The following is a 17,018-nucleotide window of genomic DNA, read 5'->3' as shown; positions in this document are numbered from 1 at the left end:
TTTCTGCCTCTGCCGATGTCAACCACAACAGGACCGATTAAAAATGGCCTTCCTTGCCGACATTCTCTCCCGCGTAAAGCCATCCGCCACCATCGCTGTTACCCAGAAAGCCCGCGAGCTTAAAGCGAAGGGCCGTGATGTGATCAGCCTTGGCGCGGGCGAGCCGGATTTCGATACGCCCGAAAACATCAAGGAAGCGGCCATTGAGGCCATCAAGCGCGGCGAGACGAAATACACGCCCGTTTCCGGTATTCCGGAACTGCGCAAGGCGATTGCCGACAAGTTCAAGCGCGAAAACGGCCTGGACTACAAGCCGGAGCAGACGATTGTCGGCACGGGCGGCAAGCAGATCCTTTTCAACGCCTTCATGGCCACCCTCAACCCGGGTGACGAAGTCGTCATTCCGGCGCCCTATTGGGTCAGCTATCCGGAAATGGTGGCGATCTGCGGTGGTACGCCCGTATTCGTCGACACCACTCTGGAAGACAATTTCAAGCTGAAGCCGGAAGCGCTGGAAAAGGCGATCACGCCGAAGACCAAGTGGTTCGTGTTCAACTCGCCGTCCAACCCCTCGGGTGCTGCCTATTCGCATGACGAGCTGAAGGCGCTGACGGACGTGCTGGTCAAGCATCCGCATGTCTGGGTGCTGACCGACGACATGTATGAGCACCTGACCTATGGCGATTTCAAATTCGTCACGCCGGTCGAAGTGGAGCCTTCGCTCTATGACCGCACGCTGACGATGAATGGCGTCTCCAAGGCCTATGCCATGACCGGCTGGCGTATCGGCTATGCCGCCGGCCCGCTGCCGCTGATCAAGGCCATGGACATGATCCAGGGCCAGCAGACCTCGGGCGCCAGCTCCATCGCGCAATGGGCGGCTGTCGAAGCGCTGAACGGCACGCAGGATTTCATTCCGACCAACAAGAAAATCTTCGAAGGCCGTCGTGATCTCGTCGTCTCCATGCTCAACCAGGCCAAGGGCATCAATTGCCCGGCACCGGAAGGCGCGTTCTACGTCTATCCGTCCTGCGCCGGCATGATCGGCAAGACTGCGCCGTCGGGCAAGGTCATCGAGTCGGATGTGGATTTCGTCTCCGAGCTTCTGGAAGCCGAAGGCGTTGCCGTCGTGCAGGGGTCGGCCTTCGGCCTTGGCCCGAACTTCCGCATTTCCTACGCCACGTCGGAAGCCCTGCTGGAAGAGGCCTGCAAGCGCATCCAGCGCTTCTGCGCTGATTGCCGCTGATAAGTTATACAGTCTTGAAGGAAGCCCGGCAGCGATGCCGGGCTTTTTTTGTTTAATAACTAGCGTCTTTCGCATTTTGCAAAACTATAAATTAGAATAATTTGGTATTAATTCTAAATAATTACTGATTTTATTTATTGATTATAATTGTTGTTATTTTGTTTATAGTTGAATAATATCGTATTTGTATTTCGATTTTTTCTAAAAAAGAGTATTTTATGATGCTTGACGAATTAGTTGTTGACGGGCTGCCTGAGAGAAAATTCTGTAAGGAAATTGAAGATCTACTCAGAGGAGACGAAGCTGATGTGGCTGCCGATCGCCTCAAGTCGCTGCTTAGCGCAGTTTGCGGCCCAGGCCGCCCGCTTCCTTCACGCTTTCTAAGCGTCAGCCCAAAAAGCATTGAGTTGATCGGGTGGTCAAATTTGCCAGCGCGCATCACGGACTACGATCGTGGTGACAACGAGATTAGTGCGATCGGAATCGATCTAAGCTGGCCAGGGCATATAGGGCTAGAGCCGAACGACGACGGATTGCTTGATCCCGTCATCGAGACGAACTTCTATTCGGACGACACATGGCCTTTCTCTACTTCCGACCGCGCCGGTCTTCTTTCGGGATACGATCAATACTCATGCGCTTGGCAAGGGGGATTTGAGGAGATTGATGACACAGTCCAGATCAACGGCATTTCCGACCTCTATGGCGCCGTTTATTTATTGAAGGGGATCACCGAACCGGAATCGCAAACCGCAAGAGTGTTGGGGGCGTGCTATATCGTCGTTTTGATATACTTGGCATTGCGGGATTGTGCGCCTCGCGATCTACTGTCGCGTCCAGTTGCCGTCATTTTGGGGAGCAATGAGGACTACCCGTATTTCAATGCGCCAGTCTTCGCCGCAAGATAGGTGAGCATGTATCATCGCTGGCCAGTCGAAAACGTCAAAGCTTCGCGGCTGATATTTTTCGATGCCTTTGCTGCTCGCATATCGACCGGTGATCAGACTCTAAAGCCCAAGAAACAGCAGCATGATGAAGGTGGCGAAGAGAATGAAATGGGTCATTCCCTCGATCGCGTTGGTCTCACCGTCATTGAGATTGATGGCGGCGGCGATGAGGGTGATGAAGACCATGACGGTCTGAACCGGTGTCATCGCCATGATGAAGGGTTGGCCGGTATAAAGCGCGATGCCTTCCATGACCGGGACGGTGAGGATGACCGTCGACAGTGACGCGCCCATGGCGATATTGACGACGGCCTGCATGCGGTTGCGCAATGCGGATCGGAGTGCGGTCAGGATTTCCGGTGAGGCGGAGATCGTCGCTACCACGACCGCCATCAGTGCCGGTGGGGCGCTCGTGCCTTCGAGGCTCTCACTCAGGAAGGCCGCCATGAATTCCGCCAGCACGCCGATCAGCACCACACCGGCGATGATGAGGCCGATGGAGAGGGAGACGCTGCCTTCCTCCTCCTCTTCTGCATGGTTGTCGGAAGGTTGACCGGCCGGGTGCGCCTTGCGGGGATAGGCGTAGCTGAAGAAATAGCTGTGCGGACCGACCTGCATTTTCAGGAACAATGCATAAAGCGCGATCATGGCGACGATGGTGAAGGCGGAGTAGACATGCCAGTTTTCATCGGGAATGAATTCCGGCACGATCATCGAGATACCCATGGCAGTCAGGATCATGACGCCATAGGTCTTGCCTGAATCGTCATTATAGGGCTGTTCGCCGTGGCGCAGGCCGCCGAGCAGGGCGGCCAGGCCCAAAATGCCGTTGATGTCGATCATCACGGCGGAATAGATCGTGTCGCGCACCAGGGTTGGCGAGCTGGATTCGCTCATGATGATGGCAAGGATCAGCACCTCTACCGCCACCGCCGACAGTGTCAGGATCATGGTGCCATAGGGATCGCCGACCTTGGCGGCAAGGATTTCGGCGTGATGGGCAACCCGCATCGACACCAGAATGATCATGCCGATGAGCGCGATGGCGGCTATGAGAGACGCCGTTTTGCCAGCTTCGAATATTGTATGTTCGGCCATATAGGCGACGATTGCCGCCGGTATTGCCAGGAGCAGCATGCGCTCCTGCTTCAGAATAGAACCCGCCATCGATTTCCCTTCCCCGTGCCAGTCCCAGGCTGTGACGTATCGTCCTTCAGATCAAGCAGGATTTGCGCTTGAGTGCTTTTGGTAGGATAGTGGTGTTGCAGGACATGCTGCTCATGCCGTGGTGTTCCCGTCGGATGCAATGCTTGAAACGCGGTTGTGGTTGCCATGTCGCCTACTGAAACAGGAGGAACATGCATGACCAAAGTGGTCTATGAAATCGTCGAGCATGACGGAGGCTTCGCCTACCGCATGAATGGCGCTTATTCAGAAACCTTCCCTTCCTATGCCGATGCGGTCGAGGCTGCACGCATCGTTGCTGCCGAGCAGCAGGTGGAGGGTGATGACGAGGAAATCAGCTATCAGGACGAGCGTGGCCAATGGCACGAGGAATATAGCCAGGGCGGTGATCGGCCGGAAGCCGAGGTGGTCGACAAGACTTCATCTCCGGCCAGACCTTTTTGAAAAACAGGCGTGAACAGTCCTAGCGCCGTTGCGGCGGGGCGTTCGGATCGGTTTCCTTGAGATGGAGCTTGAGGCCTTCGACAAGGGCGCTGAACACGGCACGGCATCGCGGCGAGGTCTTGAGGTTCTCGTGCATCGCGACCCAGGTGTGCAGCGGAATGTCGATTTTCGGAAGGACCTGGACGAGACGCGGATCCTTGCGCGCCAGACCGATCTGGCAGACGCCGATGCCCGCGCTGGCGCGGATCATGGCAAGCTGGGCGAGGTTGCTGTCGGCGCGGATTTCGAAGGAAATCTCTTCAATATCGGGTATTTCCGGATCGAGTGAACGCATCCGCTGAATAGCCGCCCGGATAAAGGGCGTCTTTCGGTCGAAACCGACCATGCGGTGGTGGTTGAGGTCTTCCATGCTTTCCGGCGCGCCGGCTTTCGCCAGATAATCGCGCGTCGCATGAAATCCCAGGCGAAAATTGCCGATATAGCGCATGACGATCGCATCCTGCTGCGGTTCGGTCATACGAATGGCTATATCGGCTTCACGTCGTAAAAGGTCTTCCAGCGTATCGGAGAGCGAAAGCTCGATTTCAAGCCGCGGATGAACTTCCTGCATGGCTGCGATGATCGGCGGCAGCATTTCCACACCGATAATATCCGATGCGCTGATACGCACGGTGCCTTCGATCTTGCCGACCTCACCCGAGGCCGCGCGCATGAGGGCCGCGGTCGTCGCGGCCAGATTTTCCGCATAGGGCCGGAGTGCTAGCGCTGCTTCCGTCGGCATCAGGCCGTGCGGCGAGCGGATGAAGAGCGGAAAGCCGACAGCCTCTTCCAGCGCGCCGATATGGCGTCCCGCCGTCGGCTGGGTGATGCCGAGTTCGCGGGCGGCGGCGGAAAGCGAACCGTCGCTTAGCACGCTGAGGAAGGTGCGGTAAAAATCCCAGCTGATGTCACGGCTTCTCGTCATAATATTTTGTATAGCCGCTCCACTGATTTCGATAATTTCGTATACCGCGGAACGGGACGATACTCCAGCCCATAACAAGGAGTACGGCGATGATATATGAAAACCAGGCAAATGCGGCTGAGAATGCTAGGCCTTTGGCCCTGATCGTCGGGGCAAATGGCGGTGTCGGCAGCCAGATTTCGAAGATGCTGCTGCTGCGCGGCTGGCGGGTGAGGGCGATGACACGTCAGCCGGTGTCCGCCTCTGCGACAGATGGTGTCGAGCGCGTGACCGGCGATGCCATGAACCGGCAGGATGTGGTGGAGGCTGCAAAAGGCGCGCAGCTTGTCGTCCATGCGGTCAATCCTCCCGGATATCGCAACTGGGACAGGCAGGTGCTGCCAATGCTGGACAACAGCATTGCCGCTGCTGAAGCCTGTGGAGCGAGGATCGTGTTTCCCGGCAGCGTCTATAATTTCGGCCCGGACGCCTTTCCGCTTTTGACGGAAGACAGCCCGCAAAAGCCCTTTACCCGCAAGGGTACGCTGCGTGTGGAGATGGAACGACGGCTGAAAATGGCGTCAATGCGCGGCATTCCCGTTCTGATCGTCCGCGCGGGTGATTTTTTCGGCCCGGACGCGAAAAACAACTGGTTTTCGCAGATGCTGGTGCGGCCGGGCAAGCCGGTTCGCAGCGTCCAGAATCCCGCAGCGCCCCATGCCGGGCATCAATGGGCCTATCTGCCTGACGTAGCCGAGACGATCGGGCGGCTGCTTGACCGCGCCGAGGAGCTTTCGACCTTTGCGGTCTATCACATGGAGGGTTTCTGGGATTTCGACGGGATGCAATTGACCGGTGCGATCGAACGGGCCGTTGGCCATCCGGTCAAGCGGCGGCGGCTATCCTGGTTGGGCATAAAGCTGGCGGCGCCCTTCGTTCCCCTGTTCCGGGAGGTGCTGGAAATGCAATATCTCTGGCAGATGCCGATCCGGATGAGCAACCGCAAGCTCACGGATTTTCTCGGAACGGAACCGAAAACACCCATCGATATAGCGGTATCCACGACATTGGCGAGCCTCGGCTGCCTTGAAGAGGTGCCGAAAGCGGCGGGCCTTCACCATCCGGCCGATGCCGGGGGCAGGGTGTGATGGCGACCGCGGTGAACGGGATGTCCGCTCGGCGTCGACTATTCGCGGTGATTTCGGCCATTGTGCCGGTGCTGATTTTTGCGCAGGTGCTGCTAGCCGGACTGTCGATCTATTATGATGGATCGCTGATTTCCCTGCACAAGGGGCTTGGCATGTTGATCGCCATTCCCATCGTGTCGCTGGTGGTCCTTGCCCTGCGCTACGACGAGGTCCGACCCAACCTTGCCCGTGCCGTCGCGCTGCTGGCTCTCTACTGCCTCCAGGTGGCCCTGATGAGCATCGGGCGGGAAACCGGAAATGGCCTGCTGCAGGCGCTGCATGTGGCCAATGCCTTCGTTATGGGGGCGTTTTCCGACTTTGCCGCGCGGCAGGCGCGCAGCCTGTCCTGAAACGGCAAACGCCGCACTGCTTTGAAGCAGTGCGGCGTTTTGTATTTGTCGATGATTATCAGCCAAGAGCAGGATAGTCGGTATAACCTTCAGCTCCGCCACCATAGAAGGTTGGCTGGTTCGGCTCGTTCAGCGGTGCGTTATCCTTCAGGCGGCGCACCAGATCCGGATTGGCGATGAAGGCTTTGCCGAAGGCCACGGCATCGACTTTGCCGCTTTCCACGGCCTCGATGGCGCTCTGGCGGTCGTAGCCATTGTTGGCGATCCAGAGGCCCTTGCCGCCGGCATTGCGATAGGCGGCCTTGAAGGCGACGTAATCGAAAGGCTTGTCGCCCTGCTTGAAGTCGCGCGGACCACCCGTTGCACCTTCAACAACATGGATGAAGGCGAGACCCCGCTTGCCAAGCTCTTCCGCCACATAGTTATAAAGCGGCTGCGGATCGGCCTCGAAAATGTCGTTGGCGGGGGTAACGGGAGAAAGGCGGATGCCGGTGCGGCCAGCGCCAATCTCTTCCGCAACCGCATCCACGACTTCCAGCAGGAAGCGGGCGCGGTTTTCGATGGAGCCACCATACTCATCGGTGCGCTGGTTGGTGCTGGATTTCAGGAACTGCTCGATCAGATAACCATTGGCGGCATGGATTTCGACGCCGTCAAAACCGGCCTCAAGCGCTGCGCGTGCACCGGTGCGGTAATCTTCAAGGATAAGGCCGATATCGTCGATGGTCAGTGCACGCGGCTCGGAGGTTTCCGCAAAGGCGCCGGTGCCGTCATCATTGATGATATAGGTCTTCGACTTGGCGGGGATGGCCGAAGGGGCGACAGGCTGGCCGCCATGCGGCTGGAGCGACGTGTGGGAAATGCGCCCTACGTGCCAGATCTGCGCAACAATCTTGCCGCCTGCCGAATGCACGCCGTCGGTGATCTTTTTCCAGCCTTCGACCGCTTCCTGCTTGTAGAGGCCGGGAACATCCGCATAACCCTGACCCTGCTGGGAAATCGGTGTGCCTTCCGTGACGATCAGCCCGGCTGTCGCGCGCTGTTCGTAATAGGTGGCGTTGAGGTTATTGGGAATTGCCCCCGGCGAACGGTTGCGGGTGAGGGGGGCCATGACGATACGGTTGGCGAGTGCGATATCGCCGGCCTGTGCCGGTTCGAAAAGACTGGTCATGCGACTTCACTTTCTGGTCGGTTGGCGAAATTGCGCGGGGGACGCGCTCTCTGTTTGTTTCGGGCATCGAACCCTGTGAAAACCGGATTACCGTCTTCGGTTCGATGCCCTGGTCTTGAAGCTTGGGAGGCTCAAAGATTGGCTTGCAGATAATTGCGGAAAGCGTCGATGGTTTCCTCGTTACGTTCGAAAAACACCCATTGCCCGACTTTCTTCGACCTTATCAGGCCAGCTGCCTGCAGAACCGCCAGATGGGACGACACGGTCGATTGCGACAGGCCGCTGATCTGGAACTGGTTGGCGCATACACCCATGCTGAGCGGATGATCCTGACAGAAGTGGTTTTCCGGGCACTTCAGCCATTCAAGGAACTTCAGCCTTGCAGGGTGGGAAAGGGCTTTGAGGATTTCCTCCGGGTTCATCTGCGCTTCTCTAATATCTGGTACGTTCGATATTTATATCGATAATTTCCGATATACAATTCACGTATCCGTGAATGCTATCGACCGTCGCCATATGGCTTCCAAAAAAGAAGGCCGCTGGATTTCTCCGCGGCCTGACAAGTTTGAAGGTCAAAACCTCCAGAGGGGAACAGCTGTCGCGTGCATAGGCAAGCGTGACAGCTGATTGAAATATGGGAGCGGCAATAATGCAAAACAAGGTTGCATCATGCGATATTTCGCGAAATTGGGGAAAATTCTTGCGGGTAAAAAAAGAGGGCCGCCGGATAGATCCAGGGCCCTTTAAGTGTGAAGGTCAAAAACCTCCAGAGGGGAACAGCTGATGCGGTGGAACTGGGAGGAAAAGCCACCGTGTGCATCAGCTGAGAGCGATATGGTGCTTTTTTGTGCACGAAACAACTCTTTTTTGTGCAGGTCAGGCATGCGTATCACGCAGGTCTGCATATTTCCGGTATATTTTCTGTGCAAAGCTGGCATGAAGCCTGCCCGGCGCATGGCTGCGCCAGACAGGCCAACTCCATGAAATAGTATGATGTTTTGTGGCGTTGGCCTATTTAAACGTCAGAAATTCCAGTTTCGGGCTTTTGCCACGATGAAGTCTCTGAAGGCTTTCAGCTTTGCGGCGTTTTTCATCTCGTCCGGATAGCAGAAATAGGTATCGAACGAGGGAATATCTGCGGCGAGCGACAGCTGAATCAATCCGGGATCGCGACCGACGATATAATCCGGCAAGCAGGCGATGCCGATTCCCAGCAGGCAGGCGCGCTTGATCGAGGTCTGGCTGTTGATCTGCAGATGCGGCGTGCGCGTATTGTCGGAGGAGCGTCCGGCATTCTCCAGCCAGTTGACATCAAGCAGATAGTTGGGCGCCGGTTCGCCGAAGGAGATGATGCGGTGGTTGTCCAGATCCTCGATCGACTGCGGTTCGCCGTGACGATTGATGTAGGACGGTGCGGCATAGACGTGCATGTGCACCGTGAACAGCTTGCGCTGGATGAGATCCGACTGTTGCGGCTGGCGCAGGCGGATGGCGCAATCGGCATGGCGCATGTTCACGTCCAGCTCCTCATTGTCGAGGATGAGCTGGATCGACATTTCCGGATAGAGTTGCAGGAATTCCTGCACCTTGTCCGTCAGCCAGCCCTGGCCGAGACCGACGGTCGTCGTCACGCGCAGCTTGCCGCTCGGCTTCTCCGTCGTTTCGGTGAGCTGCATCTTGACGGTTTCGAGCTTCAGCAGCACGTCATGGGCGGTGCGGTACAGCAACTCGCCCTGTTCCGTGAGAATGAGGCCGCGAGCGTGGCGATGGAACAGCTTGACGCCGACATCCTGCTCCAGCGCGCTGACCTGACGGCTGATGGCCGACTGGGACAAATGCAGCTTGTCGGCAGCGTGGGTGAAAGACCCCGCTTCGGCAGCCGCATGAAAAATGCGCAGTTTATCCCAGTCCAAGGGCATTGCCATGCCTATCCTGCCTTTCGGTTATTCCGCTGCGACCGCGAGCGGTTGTTGCGCGGTGAGATAACGTTCCGCTTCCAGCGCGGCCATGCAGCCCATGCCGGCGGCGGTGATCGCCTGACGGTAAATGTCGTCGGTGACGTCGCCGGCTGCGAAGATGCCTTCCACGTCGGTTGCCGTGGAATCGGGGGCGGTCCACATATAGCCGTTGTCCTTCAGCTTCACCTTGCCCTTGAAGAGTTCAACCGCCGGCGCATGGCCGATGGCGACGAAGACGCCGTCGATGGGGAATTCGCTGATCGTGCCGGTCTTGGTGTCGCGCAGCTTCACGCCGGAAACGGAAGGCGGCATTGGCGGCTTTGCGGGCGCGCCGGTAATTTCAGCGATCTCCGTGTTCCAGAGAATCTTGACGTTTTCCTTGGCGAACAGCCGTTCCTGCAGGATTTTTTCCGAGCGGAAACTGTCGCGGCGGTGCACGACGGTGACCGATTTGGCAATATGGGCGAGGTACAGCGCTTCTTCCACGGCGGAGTTGCCGCCGCCGACCACGATCACATCCTTGTTGCGATAGAAGAAACCGTCGCAGGTGGCGCAGGCGGAAACACCGAAGCCCTGGAAATGCTGCTCGCTCTCGATGCCGAGCCACTTGGCCTTGGCGCCGGTGGCGATGATCAGCGTGTCGGCGGTCCAGACCTGACCGGAATCGGTCTTGGCCACGAAAGGCCGGGTCGTGGTGTCAACTTCGGTGACGAGGTCGCTGACGATTTCCGCGCCCACATGCGTTGCCTGCTTCAGCATCTGATCCATCAGCCAGGGGCCCTGGATCGGATCGGCGAAGCCCGGATAGTTTTCGACATCGGTGGTGATCATCAGCTGACCGCCCTGTTCCATGCCGGCAATCAGCACGGGTTTGAGCATTGCGCGGGCCGCGTAGATCGCCGCGGTATAACCAGCGGGACCAGAGCCTATGATCAATACCTTCGTGTGGCGGGCAGACATGGGAAACAATCCTTTCAATAGCGGGGTCTTTCGCAACGGTGCCTTTTTGCACCGAGCCTTCCAGCCGCATGACGGCGGACAGGCCACACCCCTTCATTGCCCGGTATTTAAGGTTGTCTAGTGCCTTTATTCAAGGGCAGCCTTGCGTTACCAACAAGGCAGTTGTGGATGTGCGCGCAATTTTGTGACCGGCCGGCGGCATATTCTTGCGAATCCCGCACCGAATAGTACAAGGAACTTCTCCAGCTTAACGAGGAACGTCTCCGTGACCAGCGTCGAACTCGATGCCATCGATCTGAAAATCCTGCGCGAATTGCAGCGCGACGGGCGCATGACCAATGTGGAACTGGCCGAAAGGGTCGGTATTTCCGCTCCACCCTGCCTCAGGCGCGTCCGCAAGCTGGAAGAGGCAGGCGTGATCGAGGGCTATCACGCCATGTTGAACGCGCCGAAGCTCGGTTTTGATCTCGTCGCCTTCTGCATGGTCGGTCTCAAGCGTCAGTCGGACAGCAATCTGAAGGCCTTTGCCGCGGCAACCGCCGGCTGGTCGCTGGTGCGACAGGCCTGGATGGTGTCAGGCGAAAGCGATTTTCTGCTGCATTGCGTTGCCAGAAACCTGACGGAGTTTCAGGATTTCGTCATCGAGGTTCTGACGGCGGACGAAAATGTCGATACGGTGCGTACCATGCTCACCATTCGGCAGGTCAAGCGCGTCGGTCTGGTGGAAATCTGATCGGCAGGCTTTATTCTTGCCTTGAGACGCATTACCCGCGCCGCAAAGCCTCATAGACTTCGCCGAGACTCGTGGCTTCTTTTTCAAGCGGAAATGTGCTGCGCACATGCGCGAGACCGGCACGGGCATGGCTCTCGGCCAGAGCCGGATCGGCAAGATAGGTCCTTATCGCATCCCTGAGCGATGCATAGTCACCCGCTTCAACGACTGCGCCGGTCTCGCACTTGACGATCATCTCCTCATAGGCGCCGGCAGTGCTGGCGACGACGGCCGTCTCCGAGGCCATGGCCTCGAGTGGCGTCAAGCCGAAACCTTCGTTGCGCGATGGCGCGACATAGAGCGTCAGCCGCCGGTACCACGGCTTGATGTCATCCACCTCACCCTGAAACACGATGCGGTCCGAAAGGCCGGCGGCCTTGACATCGGCCTCGAGTGTTTCGGCAAAAGCCTTGTGTTCCGCCGTCACACGGCCGGAAACCACGGCTGTCCATTGCGGGTAGCCGTGCAGGAGTTCGATCATGGCGCGCACGAAGAGATCGGTGCCCTTCTGGTGGCGCACCCGTCCAAAGCAGCCGATCAGGTACTGGCCCGGAAGACCCGTCGCGGCGATGGTGTCCTCGGCTGTGGTTGCGGGATGGAACAGGTCTGTATCGACGCCATGCATCACGACGCGATGGGACACTTCCAGAAACGAGCCGGAGCGGGTGCTGGTCGCGACCACGGCGTCCATTTTCGAAATCAGAAAACGGGTATAGGCGGAATGCCGCCTTTGCGCTGCCGAGGTGAATAGCAGCTTCACCTTCATGCGCAGCACATCGCGCATGAAAATACCCGGCAACATTTCAAGATTGCGGCGGGCATGCCAGATGCGCGGGCCGCCCTGCGGGCCGTTTTGCCAGAGCCGCCACAGATCGCGGAAGCGCACATGCGGCAGATGCGGCGGCAGGCCCGGCCCGATGACGGCCACCTTCTGCCCCAGCCGGTTCTGCACCGGAATGAGCTGAACGATGGTGGAGGTGACGCCGGAGAGCCTGCGTTTGAAGTTCGGCGCAAGCACCTGCACATCTTTCAGACTGACGTGGGACAAGATGGGCTTCCGTCTTTGCGGCTAATGCGGGGGGATTGAAGACGTCAAAAAAAGCAATGCGCCCGCCTGGGGCGCATTGCACGTGAGGGCATCAGCCCCACTGTACCGCGAGAATCTCGTAGCCCTTGGCGCCGCCGGGGGCGTTGACTTCGATGCTGTCGCCGACTTCCTTGCCGATGAGGGCGCGGGCGATCGGCGAGGAAATGGAGATGCGGCCGGCCTTCACATCGGCTTCCTGGTCACCGACGATCTGATAGGTCTTTTCCTCGTCGCTATCCTCGTCCACCAGCTTGACGGTGGCGCCGAACTTGATCTTGGAACCGGACATCTTGGAAAGGTCGATGACCTCCGCGCGTGCGGTCAGGTCTTCGAGTTCGGTGATGCGGCCTTCATTGTGGCTCTGCGCTTCCTTGGCAGCATGGTACTCAGCGTTTTCCGAAAGGTCGCCATGGGCGCGCGCTTCCGCAATCGCCTCGATGATACGGGGACGTTCCTCCTGCTGGCGCCAACGCAGCTCCTCCTGCAGCTTGACGAACCCACCCTGAGTCATCGGTACTTTTTCTACCATTTTTTTATCCTTCGCAGTCCTGTCGCTTTACTTGCAGACACAAAAAGAAACAGGTTCCGGAGAGGAACTCCGGAACCATGCCAAAATCATAACTGAGCCGACTATATCAGAAGACGACAGCGAAATGCCAGCAAATTTGAGGCGGGAATATTTCTTCATTTATTCAGCGCCTTAACCGACAAGATTGACATTTTTCAATAGAACATATAGTGAACATAATCATGAAGAAGTCAATCAGGCAACGGCTGGCCATTCTTTCCGATGCGGCCAAATACGATGCGTCCTGCGGCTCCAGCGGCACGACGAAACGCAACTCTGCCGCGTCCGGCGGGCTTGGTTCCACAGAGGGGTCTGGCATTTGCCATGCCTATGCGCCGGACGGGCGCTGCATTTCGTTGCTGAAAATCCTGCTCACCAATTTCTGCATCTATGATTGCGCCTATTGCATCAACCGTTCTTCCAGCAATGTCGAGCGAGCACGGTTTACTGCCGAGGAGGTGGTGTGGCTGACGCTGGAGTTCTACCGGCGGAATTATATCGAGGGGCTGTTTTTGTCCTCCGGCATTATCCGTTCCTCCGATCATACGATGGAAGAGATGGTGCGGGTGGCGCGGGAACTGCGCGTTACGCATGGGTTTCGCGGTTACATCCATCTGAAATCCATTCCCGAAGCATCGCCAAAGCTCATTGAGGAGGCGGGGCTTTACGCTGACAGGCTGTCTATCAATATCGAACTACCGACGGATAGCGGCGTCAATCGTTTCGCACCGGAAAAGCAGCCTGCCAATATTCGCCGCTCGATGGCCGATATCCGGTTGAAGATCGAGGAGGCGGCGGAGCCGACCGTCCGGACACGCAAGACCAAACGTTTTGCTCCTGCCGGGCAGAGCACGCAGATGATCGTGGGGGCTGACGGGGCCGATGACAGCACCATTCTTTCCACCAGCGCCCGGCTTTATGGCAGTTACGGTTTGCGGCGCGTCTATTATTCGGCTTTCAGTCCCATTCCCGATTCATCGAAGAACCTGCCGCTCATCAAGCCGCCTTTGATGCGGGAGCACAGGCTTTATCAGGCGGACTGGCTTTATCGTTTTTACGGTTTCGATATTGGCGAGATAACCGCGATCGGCGGCGATGGCATGCTCGATCTCGATATCGACCCGAAGCTGGCCTGGGCGCTCAAAAATCGCGAGCGCTTTCCGGTGGATGTCAATGTGGCGGATCGGGAAATGCTACTGCGCGTGCCCGGCTTCGGCACCAAGACCGTGGCCTCAGTCCTGTCGTCACGCCGCTTCCGGCGGTTGCGGCTGGAGGATATTGCCCGCTTTGGCGTTTCCCTCAAGAAGGTGAAGGCCTTTATCGTGGCGGAAGGCTGGACGCCGGGCAAGCTGACCGAGCGGCCCGATCTGCGGGCGATGTTTGCACCGCAGCCCGAACAATTGTCGCTGTTGTGATGTACAGCACGGTTCTGGAAGGGCGGGGCGACTTCAGCGAGTGGCGGGATGCCGCCCGTGCGGCGCTTGCCGCCGATATTCCGCCTGACATGATTGATTGGCAGCTGCGGAATGACGGCGCCGGGCTTTTCGATTTTGCCGGAGAGGCATTGCCGGTTCCGGGCACGCGTGGCGCGCAGGTGTCCGTTCCAGCCTCCTTCGTGGCTTTGGCGCAAGCCATTATCTGTCACAGCGATCCGGGCCGTTTCGCGCTGCTTTACCGGCTGCTGTGGCGGCTGAAGCGGGATCGGGCTTTGTTGCAGTTCAAGTCCGATCCGGATGTTTCAGAGGTTCGGCTGCTTGAGAAATCGGTGCGCCGGGATTGTCACAAGATGACGGCCTTCGTCCGTTTCAAGGAGTTGCCCCTGCCGCAGCGGCAGGGCGGGCGGCGGCGCTTCGTGGCATGGTTCGAGCCGGATCATTTCATCGTCGAGCGAACGGCCCCGTTTTTCCAGCGGCGGTTTACCGATATGGATTGGTTGATCGCCACGCCGAACGGCTCTGCACAATGGGATGGAGACGTGCTCGAGACATCGCGGCAGGCGCTTCCCAAGCCGGACTTGACGGATGAGACGGACGAGCTGTGGCGGACCTATTATGCCAATATATTCAATCCGGCGCGGCTGAAGATAAAGGCGATGACGGCGGAGATGCCGAAGAAATACTGGAAAAATCTGCCGGAAGCGGACCTTATTCCCGGTCTCGTTCTGGGTGCCGAGGCGCGGGTGCTGGAGATGGCGGCGAAGGCGGCAAGCCAGCCGCAACCATTCCACCACCGCCTGCAGGCCGCCGCCTCGGCGCGGGAAATGCCGCAGCCGGTGCCGGACGGTACGCTGGCGTCGCTTGCGCGGGAGGCCAGCCAATGCACGCGCTGTGCCCTGCATTGCAAGGCCACGCAGACAGTTTTCGGCACGGGGCCGGAGGATGCGAAAGTCATGATTGTCGGTGAACAGCCCGGTGATCATGAGGATCTTGCCGGAAAACCTTTCGTCGGTCCCGCCGGTCAGCTGTTAGACCGGGTTCTGGCCGAAGCCGGCATTGACCGCAAAAAGCTATATGTCACCAACGCCGTCAAACACTTCAAATACGAAACCCGCGGCAAACGGCGCATTCACCAGCGACCGAACGCTGGTGAAGTGGAGCAATGCCGCTGGTGGCTCAACCGCGAAATTGCGCTGGTGCGACCGAAGCTGATCGTTGCCATGGGCGCGACGGCGCTTTATGCGCTGACGGGCGGCAAGGAAAAGATATCGGAGATACGGGGTCGCCCGATACCGATGCAGGAGGGGCGGACGCTTTTTATCACGGTGCATCCATCCTATCTCCTGCGGCTCCCCGATGCGCAGGAAAAAGAACGGGAAATGCTGATGTTTAGAAAGGAGATCGAGTTCATAAATTTATTCGAATAGATTTCTTCTTATATTCGAATATTATTATTTATTTTTACTCGATGATCGATTTATAGTTTACCTTTTATTATTTGTTATTCTTATTGAAATTTTATACTTAATATTATAATTGCAATTATTCTATTTATTCAATGCGTGGACCTCTTATGCTAGGTGAACTTGATCTTGCGACCGTCATACTGATGCAGAAGTGTTCCTACATCGTTGGGTTGCTGAGTTTTATCTATCTGAAACTCACAAATCGCGGTTTGCGTGGACCGGCTGCCCTGGCGGCCGGCTTTGCTTCCATGACCATCGGCTCTACGCTCGCCGGTTACGGCGAATGGGGCATCATGTCGCCGGTCCTGTGGCAGTTGGGCAGTATCGTCTTCGGTATTGTGGGTTATGCGCTGATCTGGCTCGGCCTGAAAATCCTGAGCGACGGACGCTCTGCCAGCAAGCGGACCATAGTGGCGGTCTGTCTCATCGCCCTGCTGGCGATTGTTCTCGCGCAGCAGGTGGCGGACAATAATGTTTATCGCGCGGCGTTGTTCAACGGCTGCGCAGCTCTGGCCTATCTTGCAGGGTCAGGCGGGCTTTTTGCCCGGTGGCGCAGGGAACCGCTTCTGTCCCGTCTGGCGCTCGGCGCAATTTCCGGCTTTTCCGGCCTGATTTCGCTTTCGGTGGTGAAGAGCGTGCTTTTCCCCCAATACGCCACCATCGACCTGGTCAATGCGTTTTTCTTCATCATCACGCTGAACTTTGCCATTGCCCTGTTCGTAATGGTGCTGGTGGCCGAACGGTCCGAGCGGAAATTGCTGGTTCTCGCGCATACCGATCCACTGACAGGGGTGAAGAACCGGCGCTTCTTTTTCCAGACAATGCCGGCTGTGCCCGATCCCGCCGATGCGGCCATGCTGCTCGATATCGATCACTTCAAGTCGATCAACGACCGCTTCGGACATGCCGTCGGCGACAGCGTTCTTCAGGAAGTGGCGAAGCGCATCGGCGGCAGCATCCGTGGCGGCGATGTCCTGGCGCGTTATGGCGGCGAGGAATTCATCATCTTCCTGCCGGGCGCCGGCGTCCACAAGGCCTGCACGATCGGCGAACGCATTCGCGATGCGGTTTCAGTAACGGAGGTCGATTGCGGCGGTTTGCGTGTCGGCGTGACGATCAGTATCGGCGTTGCGACCACCGGTGAAATGGGGTGTGATCTCCAGACTTTGGCGGAAATGGCGGACCGCGCGCTCTATCGGGCCAAGACAGAAGGACGCAATTGCGTTCGCGAGGCACTGGCCGCGTGAGGCCTGCCAGTCTTCGATGACCAAAGCAAAACGCCGCGGGCATGGTGACCC

Annotated in this window: 17 protein-coding genes; 9 read left to right on the top strand and 8 right to left on the bottom strand. The window is 57.8% G+C overall.

Annotation, left to right across the window (positions count from 1 at the left end; all coding sequences use genetic code 11):
* The first annotated feature begins 43 nt into the window (after positions 1–43).
* Both FY152_09190 and FY152_09185 read left to right on the top strand, forming a co-directional pair.
* On the top strand, positions 44–1,246 hold the full coding sequence (locus FY152_09190) for a pyridoxal phosphate-dependent aminotransferase (protein UXS32255.1): 1,203 nt from the start codon (positions 44–46) through the stop codon (positions 1,244–1,246).
* Positions 1,247–1,464: 218 nt separating this feature from the next.
* A complete protein-coding gene (locus tag FY152_09185) occupies positions 1,465–2,154 on the top strand; it encodes a hypothetical protein (protein ID UXS32254.1) in 690 nt (229 codons plus the stop codon).
* Between the two features lie 99 nt (positions 2,155–2,253).
* Here the strand turns inward: FY152_09185 and FY152_09180 are convergent, their stop codons facing one another.
* Positions 2,254–3,360: a calcium:proton antiporter gene (locus tag FY152_09180; GenBank protein ID UXS32253.1), complete on the bottom strand. Its 1,107-nt coding sequence runs from the start codon at positions 3,358–3,360 to the stop codon at positions 2,254–2,256.
* Between the two features lie 195 nt (positions 3,361–3,555).
* On the opposite strand from FY152_09180, the gene FY152_09175 reads away from it, so the two are divergent.
* Entirely contained in the window at positions 3,556–3,822 is a 267-nt protein-coding gene (locus FY152_09175; GenBank protein UXS32252.1) for a DUF2188 domain-containing protein, read from the top strand.
* A gap of 19 nt (positions 3,823–3,841) precedes the next feature.
* On the opposite strand, the gene FY152_09170 is transcribed toward FY152_09175, so the two are convergent.
* Positions 3,842–4,786: a LysR family transcriptional regulator gene (locus tag FY152_09170; protein UXS32251.1), complete on the bottom strand. Its 945-nt coding sequence runs from the start codon at positions 4,784–4,786 to the stop codon at positions 3,842–3,844.
* Between the two features lie 89 nt (positions 4,787–4,875).
* Between FY152_09170 and FY152_09165 the strand changes: the two genes are divergently transcribed.
* Positions 4,876–5,913 (top strand): NAD(P)H-binding protein, encoded by a 1,038-nt coding sequence (locus FY152_09165; GenBank protein UXS32250.1) that lies wholly within the window; start codon positions 4,876–4,878, stop codon positions 5,911–5,913.
* Positions 5,913–6,302, top strand: coding sequence for a hypothetical protein (locus FY152_09160; GenBank protein UXS32249.1), 390 nt, complete (start codon positions 5,913–5,915; stop codon positions 6,300–6,302). Before FY152_09165 ends, FY152_09160 begins: the two co-directional genes overlap by 1 nt.
* Before the next feature lie 58 nt (positions 6,303–6,360).
* Here the strand turns inward: FY152_09160 and FY152_09155 are convergent, their stop codons facing one another.
* The 4 genes from FY152_09155 to trxB all read right to left on the bottom strand — a co-directional run bounded on the left by FY152_09155 (position 6,361) and on the right by trxB (position 10,391).
* A complete protein-coding gene (locus FY152_09155; protein ID UXS32248.1) occupies positions 6,361–7,473 on the bottom strand; it encodes an alkene reductase in 1,113 nt (370 codons plus the stop codon).
* A 131-nt stretch (positions 7,474–7,604) separates the two neighbouring features.
* The gene (locus FY152_09150) at positions 7,605–7,895 is read right to left on the bottom strand and encodes a helix-turn-helix transcriptional regulator (GenBank protein UXS32247.1); all 291 of its coding nucleotides are present in this window, start codon (positions 7,893–7,895) and stop codon (positions 7,605–7,607) included.
* 600 nt (positions 7,896–8,495) lie between these two features.
* A complete protein-coding gene (locus FY152_09145; protein UXS33250.1) occupies positions 8,496–9,392 on the bottom strand; it encodes a LysR family transcriptional regulator in 897 nt (298 codons plus the stop codon).
* Positions 9,393–9,416: 24 nt separating this feature from the next.
* Entirely contained in the window at positions 9,417–10,391 is a 975-nt protein-coding gene (gene trxB, locus FY152_09140; protein UXS32246.1) for a thioredoxin-disulfide reductase, read from the bottom strand.
* Between the two features lie 265 nt (positions 10,392–10,656).
* Between trxB and FY152_09135 the strand changes: the two genes are divergently transcribed.
* Positions 10,657–11,124 (top strand): Lrp/AsnC family transcriptional regulator, encoded by a 468-nt coding sequence (locus tag FY152_09135; GenBank protein UXS32245.1) that lies wholly within the window; start codon positions 10,657–10,659, stop codon positions 11,122–11,124.
* 31 nt (positions 11,125–11,155) lie between these two features.
* On the opposite strand, the gene FY152_09130 is transcribed toward FY152_09135, so the two are convergent.
* Together FY152_09130 and greA are read right to left on the bottom strand one after the other, a co-directional pair.
* Positions 11,156–12,211 (bottom strand): glycosyltransferase family 4 protein, encoded by a 1,056-nt coding sequence (locus FY152_09130; GenBank protein UXS32244.1) that lies wholly within the window; start codon positions 12,209–12,211, stop codon positions 11,156–11,158.
* 91 nt (positions 12,212–12,302) lie between these two features.
* Positions 12,303–12,779, bottom strand: a complete 477-nt coding sequence (greA, locus tag FY152_09125) for a transcription elongation factor GreA (protein UXS32243.1) — start codon at positions 12,777–12,779, stop codon at positions 12,303–12,305.
* Between the two features lie 221 nt (positions 12,780–13,000).
* Here greA and FY152_09120 point away from each other — a divergent pair, with 221 nt between their 5' ends.
* From FY152_09120 to FY152_09110, 3 genes are all read left to right on the top strand, one after another.
* Positions 13,001–14,233: a putative DNA modification/repair radical SAM protein gene (locus FY152_09120; GenBank protein ID UXS32242.1), complete on the top strand. Its 1,233-nt coding sequence runs from the start codon at positions 13,001–13,003 to the stop codon at positions 14,231–14,233.
* Positions 14,233–15,681, top strand: coding sequence for a UdgX family uracil-DNA binding protein (locus tag FY152_09115; protein UXS32241.1), 1,449 nt, complete (start codon positions 14,233–14,235; stop codon positions 15,679–15,681). Before FY152_09120 ends, FY152_09115 begins: the two co-directional genes overlap by 1 nt.
* Positions 15,682–15,827: 146 nt before the next feature.
* On the top strand, positions 15,828–16,967 hold the full coding sequence (locus tag FY152_09110; GenBank protein UXS32240.1) for a diguanylate cyclase: 1,140 nt from the start codon (positions 15,828–15,830) through the stop codon (positions 16,965–16,967).
* The last annotated feature ends 51 nt before the right edge of the window (positions 16,968–17,018 follow it).

The sequence above is a fragment of the Agrobacterium tumefaciens genome, assembly GCA_025560025.1.
In the GTDB taxonomy this organism is placed as follows: Bacteria; Pseudomonadota; Alphaproteobacteria; order Rhizobiales; family Rhizobiaceae; genus Agrobacterium.
The sequence above is the reverse complement of the archived record's forward strand: the minus strand, read 5'-3'. Positions and strand labels throughout refer to the sequence as shown.

Bases quoted from the DNA above. Each gene is read 5' to 3' on its own strand.
- FY152_09110 (UXS32240.1), top strand. From the start codon at position 15,828: ATGCTAGGTGAACTTGATCTTGCGACCGTCATACTGATGCAGAAGTGT.
- FY152_09160 (UXS32249.1), top strand. From the start codon at position 5,913: ATGGCGACCGCGGTGAACGGGATGTCCGCTCGGCGTCGACTATTCGCG.
- FY152_09185 (UXS32254.1), top strand. From the start codon at position 1,465: ATGATGCTTGACGAATTAGTTGTTGACGGGCTGCCTGAGAGAAAATTC.
- FY152_09170 (UXS32251.1), bottom strand. From the start codon at position 4,786: ATGACGAGAAGCCGTGACATCAGCTGGGATTTTTACCGCACCTTCCTC.
- FY152_09145 (UXS33250.1), bottom strand. From the start codon at position 9,392: ATGCCCTTGGACTGGGATAAACTGCGCATTTTTCATGCGGCTGCCGAA.
- trxB (UXS32246.1), bottom strand. From the start codon at position 10,391: ATGTCTGCCCGCCACACGAAGGTATTGATCATAGGCTCTGGTCCCGCT.
- FY152_09115 (UXS32241.1), top strand. From the start codon at position 14,233: ATGTACAGCACGGTTCTGGAAGGGCGGGGCGACTTCAGCGAGTGGCGG.
- FY152_09190 (UXS32255.1), top strand. From the start codon at position 44: ATGGCCTTCCTTGCCGACATTCTCTCCCGCGTAAAGCCATCCGCCACC.
- FY152_09150 (UXS32247.1), bottom strand. From the start codon at position 7,895: ATGAACCCGGAGGAAATCCTCAAAGCCCTTTCCCACCCTGCAAGGCTG.
- FY152_09120 (UXS32242.1), top strand. From the start codon at position 13,001: ATGAAGAAGTCAATCAGGCAACGGCTGGCCATTCTTTCCGATGCGGCC.
- greA (UXS32243.1), bottom strand. From the start codon at position 12,779: ATGGTAGAAAAAGTACCGATGACTCAGGGTGGGTTCGTCAAGCTGCAG.
- FY152_09175 (UXS32252.1), top strand. From the start codon at position 3,556: ATGACCAAAGTGGTCTATGAAATCGTCGAGCATGACGGAGGCTTCGCC.
- FY152_09165 (UXS32250.1), top strand. From the start codon at position 4,876: ATGATATATGAAAACCAGGCAAATGCGGCTGAGAATGCTAGGCCTTTG.
- FY152_09180 (UXS32253.1), bottom strand. From the start codon at position 3,360: ATGGCGGGTTCTATTCTGAAGCAGGAGCGCATGCTGCTCCTGGCAATA.
- FY152_09155 (UXS32248.1), bottom strand. From the start codon at position 7,473: ATGACCAGTCTTTTCGAACCGGCACAGGCCGGCGATATCGCACTCGCC.